This is a genomic window from Micromonospora phytophila, assembly GCF_023656545.1.
GTDB lineage: Bacteria > Actinomycetota > Actinomycetes > Mycobacteriales > Micromonosporaceae > Micromonospora > Micromonospora phytophila.
Window position 1 is genome coordinate 1 of record NZ_JAMOKF010000436.1, and the last position, 3,764, is coordinate 3,764.

Sequence of the window (3,764 nt, forward strand, 5' to 3'; positions counted from 1 at the left end):
CCCGTGGCGGGCGCCACCGCTGGCGGTGCACGGCGGCCGACGCCGCAAAGGTAGTGTTCGAGATGTTGGCCGGTCGGCTCCGGGGCGCTCCGCGTCGCCGGTGGCGGCCGGGAGCGGGACGCCGTGGAGGTGGCGAGATGTCGGATCCGGCCAAGGTACGCCGGCACGCGGAGCGGGTGCGTGAACTGGTCGCGTCGGTGGTGCGGAGCCAGATCAAGGACCCGCGGCTCGGCATGATCACCATCACCGACGCCCGGATCACCGCCGATCTACGGGACGCGACGGTCTTCTACACCGTGCTCGGTGACGCGGCGGCCCAGGCGGGCACCGCCGCGGCGCTGGAGAGCGCCAAGGGGATGCTGCGCAGCACGGTCGGCAAGGCGCTCGGGCTGCGGCACTCGCCGACCCTGACCTTCGTCTTGGACGACGTGCAGGACCAGGTCAAGCACATCGACGACCTGCTCGCCCAGGCGCGCAACGCCGACGCCGAGGTGCAGCGGCTCGCCGCCCAGGCCGAGTACGCGGGCGAGCCCCAGCCGTACCGGGTCGACGAGGACACCGACGAGGCCGCCGAGGGCGCCGAGGACGTGGAAAAGGGCACCGACGAGACCCCGCCCGCTGGCGGGGCCGGGCGGTGACCGGACCCGCCGGTGGCCCGGCCGGTGGCACCCTTGCCGAGGCGACGCCACCGGTCGGCTCCGGCCCGACCGAGGCCGACTGGGCCGCCGCCGTCGCGGCGGTGCAGCAGTTGCCACCGGACGCTCGGGTGCTGCTGATCTGCCACGTCAACCCGGACGGGGACGCGCTGGGCAGCATGCTCGGCTTCGGGCTCGGGCTGCGTCGGCTCGGCGTACGGCGGATGCAGGCGACCTTCCCCGGCCCGCCGGAGGTGCCCGAGCCGTTGAAGGGGCTGCCCGGGCTCGACCTGCTCGTGCCGGCGACCGAGGCGTACTCGGACCCGGACCTGGTCGTCTGCTTCGACGCGGCGAGCGAGTCGCGGCTCGGCGACCTGGTCGACCGGCTGGAGTCCGCCGGCACGGCGCTGGTGCTGGACCACCACGCTTCGAACACCGGGTTCGGCCGGGTCAACCTGGTGGACCCGCACGCCGCCGCCACGTCGGTGGTGGCCGAGGAACTGCTCGCCCGGCTCGACGTACCGCTGGACGCCGGGATCGCGGAGTGCCTCTACGTCGCACTGAGCACCGACACCGGCTCGTTCCGGTTCGAGGCGACCACCCCGGCGGTACACCAGCTCGCCGCCCGCCTGCTGGCCACCGGCATCCGCCCCGGCGACATCTCCCGCCGGGTCTTCGACACCCGGCCCTTCGGCGCCGTCAAGCTCTTCGGCGAGGTGCTCGGCCGGGCCCGACTGGAGCCCGCCGCGGCCGCCGGGCACGGTCTGGTCTGGACGTACGCCACCCTGGACGACCTGGCCCGGCACGGGCAGCGGCCGTCCGTGCTGGAGGCCCTGATCGACTCCGTCCGGTGCACCGCGGAGGCCGACGTGAGCTGCGTGGTCAAGCAGACCGCGGCGGGGGAGTGGGCCGTCTCGATGCGCAGCAAGGGCGCGGTGGACGTCAGCCGGGTGGCGGTCGCGCTCGGCGGCGGCGGGCACCGTTTCGCCGCCGGCTTCACCGGGCGGGGCACCGCCGACGAGGTGGTCGACCGGATCCGGGCGGAACTCGACGGGGCGCTGACCGGAACCGCGCGGGGCTGAATTCGCGGGGCGCGAGCTGAAGATCAGGGTCAGCTCCGGGGAGTGTCCATCTTTCCGCGCTCGGTGACGGCGGGGAGAATTGCGGGATGGAGCAGCCCCACGACCTGACCGTCGAGGCGCCCCGCGCCTGGGACCGTCCCGTCGTCTCCGTGCCGGTGCTCGTCTGCCTCTCGCTGGTCGGCGGCCGGTTCCCGTCCTTCTCGGCGGAGGCCAACCTCTACACCCTCGGCACCGGTGGGGTGCTGATCTGGCTCGGCCTGAGCAACCGGGTGCCCCGGCGTCCGGCGCCGCGCCGCCTCGGCACCGGGGCGGCCTGGTGGGCGCTGCCGGTGGTGGTCTTCGGGGTCTTCGAGGGAGTCACCTTCGTGCTGGCGGCGGGGGACGAGTTCCCCACGTTCTCCCGGCTGGCCGATCCGCTGCTGGAGGACCAGCTGGTCCGCTCCGCGGTCTGGCTGGCCTGGCTGTCCGCGTTCTGGGGGCTGGTGCGGCGATGATGCGGATGCTGGCGATCGCGGGTTTCCTGGCGGCGATGGCGCTCTTCGTCGCGGTCGAGTGGGCGGCCCGCCGCGAGGGGTCGCGGATCCCGACGCTCGGCGAGGTCTGCGCCTACGTGATGCGCTACGAGGTGGGTTCCGTGCCGGTCGGCCGGATCGGGCTCTTCGGCTTCTGGTGGTGGCTCGGCTGGCACTTCCTGGCCCGGTGACGCCGCGAACGTGAGTCCAGATCGCGGGAACAGTGGGCAGCATGTGGAACTGAACGATAGCTTGGGAATCGGCCCGCGCCCCCTGGTGGCGCTGGCCGTGGGCGGTGGTGTCACACCCGGCGCCGCCTCCCTCCAGGGTCGGACCGACCCGGGCTCACGGTGCCCCACCAGCCGCTCCGGTGACCCCGGGTCGCTGCCGGGCGCTCAGCACGACCGCCCGTGAGGGCTGCCGTCCGTCGGTGGCCCGCACCCTGGAAGGGATCACCTCCATGCCGAACAAGCCCAAGCCCGAGACCACCGACGAGGCCCGCGAGCAGATGCGTCGCGCCCTGCAGACCTCCATGGACACCCGCCAGTGACCCTGTTCCACCGGCGGTGACGCCGCCGACGTACCGCGCCGACAGCGTCACCGCCCACCCGGCAGCCGCCGGTGTCCGGGCCCCGGTGCGGCTCGTCCCCGCTCCGGGCGTCCCCCGCTGCGGCGCCTGACCGGCTGCCGGCCGCGCCGGGTGGCCACCGCCGGGGCCGCCGGCATCGACCACCGTCGGCTGGTGCGGCGGATCCTGGTCGTCGGCAGCGCGGGCGCAGGCAGGAGCACCTCTCCCGCGAGGTCGCGCACCGGCTCGACCTGCCGCTGATCCACCTCGACCGGCACTTCTGGCAGCCGGGCTGGGCGTCCCCGACCGACGCGCACCGGCGGGCCGCGGTCGCCGCCCACCGGCCTGGGTGATGGACGGCAACTACGCCGCTTCGCTCGGCCTCCGCCTGCCCCGGGCGGACCTGTTGATCTTCTGTGACCTGCACCCGGCTGCGCTGTCTCGGCCGGGTGCTGCGCCGTCGGTGGGCGTACCGCGGCACTGGCAGCCCGACCTTCCGCCGGGCTGCCCCGAGAAGATCGAGTTCCAGTTCCTCCGGTACGTGTGGCGCTACCCCCGCCACTCGCGGCCCCGACTGCTCGCCAGGCGACCTTCGGTAAGTGATGAGCAGGGTTGCGTGCCTTACCATGTCCGTGCCAGGATCGGCGGCGATGAGTCAGCCCACCGTCACCGCCGCCCCCGCCGCGTCACCGCGCCGGATCGCCGCGCTCGCCCTGCCGGCGCTGGTGGTGCTGGCCGCCGAGCCGCTCTACGTGCTCGTGGACACGGCGGTGGTGGGGCACCTCGGCCGGGTGCCGCTCGCCGCGCTGGCGATCGGCGGCACCGTGCTCACGCTCATCGCTTGGCTCGGCACCGTGGTCGCGTACGGCACCACCGGGCGGTCGGCCCGCCGCTTCGGAGCCGGCGACCGGGCCTCCGCGGTGGCCGAGGGCGTCCAGGCGTCCTGGCTGGCACTCGGGGTGGGGGT

General features: G+C 74.5%; 5 protein-coding genes. All 5 read left to right on the forward strand.

Annotated features, from left to right (window positions below):
- The first annotated feature begins 137 nt into the window (after window positions 1-137).
- On the forward strand, window positions 138-638 hold the full coding sequence (gene rbfA / locus NCC78_RS29065) for a 30S ribosome-binding factor RbfA (protein WP_250798526.1): 501 nt from the start codon (window positions 138-140) through the stop codon (window positions 636-638).
- A 101-nt stretch (window positions 639-739) separates the two neighbouring features.
- Entirely contained in the window at window positions 740-1,717 is a 978-nt protein-coding gene (locus NCC78_RS29070) for a DHH family phosphoesterase (RefSeq protein ID WP_250798530.1), read from the forward strand.
- A gap of 86 nt (window positions 1,718-1,803) precedes the next feature.
- Window positions 1,804-2,211, forward strand: coding sequence for a hypothetical protein (locus NCC78_RS29075; protein WP_250798528.1), 408 nt, complete (start codon window positions 1,804-1,806; stop codon window positions 2,209-2,211).
- Window positions 2,211-2,420, forward strand: coding sequence for a DUF6186 family protein (locus NCC78_RS29080; RefSeq protein ID WP_250798534.1), 210 nt, complete (start codon window positions 2,211-2,213; stop codon window positions 2,418-2,420). The genes NCC78_RS29075 and NCC78_RS29080 overlap by 1 nt, the downstream gene beginning before the upstream one ends.
- Window positions 2,421-3,447: 1,027 nt before the next feature.
- Window positions 3,448-3,764: MATE family efflux transporter (locus tag NCC78_RS29085; RefSeq protein ID WP_250798529.1), on the forward strand; the 317-nt coding region annotated here is incomplete at its 3' end.

Bases quoted from the DNA above. Each gene is read 5' to 3' on its own strand.
- rbfA (WP_250798526.1), top strand. From the start codon at position 138: ATGTCGGATCCGGCCAAGGTACGCCGGCACGCGGAGCGGGTGCGTGAA.
- NCC78_RS29075 (WP_250798528.1), top strand. From the start codon at position 1,804: ATGGAGCAGCCCCACGACCTGACCGTCGAGGCGCCCCGCGCCTGGGAC.
- NCC78_RS29080 (WP_250798534.1), top strand. From the start codon at position 2,211: ATGCGGATGCTGGCGATCGCGGGTTTCCTGGCGGCGATGGCGCTCTTC.